This is a genomic window from Paenibacillus xylanexedens (assembly GCF_007676705.1).
GTDB classification, from domain to species: domain Bacteria; phylum Bacillota; class Bacilli; order Paenibacillales; family Paenibacillaceae; genus Paenibacillus; species Paenibacillus xylanexedens_C.
The window spans coordinates 1-235 of sequence record NZ_VEBF01000678.1; the positions used below are offsets into that span (position 1 = coordinate 1).

The following is a 235-nucleotide window of genomic DNA, read 5'->3' on the forward strand; positions in this document are numbered from 1 at the left end:
CGGTACACAGATTATACGCACCACACAATACAAGAACCCCCCGTAACTCTTCCGCATCAACCCTTCCCCTTATATTCATCACCTTACCCACACATCCATTTCTCACCACGCCTCCCGTCTCACTTCCAATCTCCCCACCGCCCCAATTACCTCCCACAAATATCTTCTCCCCGTCACCCTCAAACTCATCCGCATCCTTCTTCACCTAACTCAAAGCCTCATTCGTCTCAATCAC

General features: G+C 50.2%; 1 pseudogene. It reads right to left on the reverse strand.

Annotated elements, in window-relative coordinates:
* A pseudogene (locus tag FS628_RS32390) lies at positions 1-205 on the reverse strand (hypothetical protein); the annotation flags it as partial.
* Positions 206-235 lie beyond the last annotated feature (30 nt).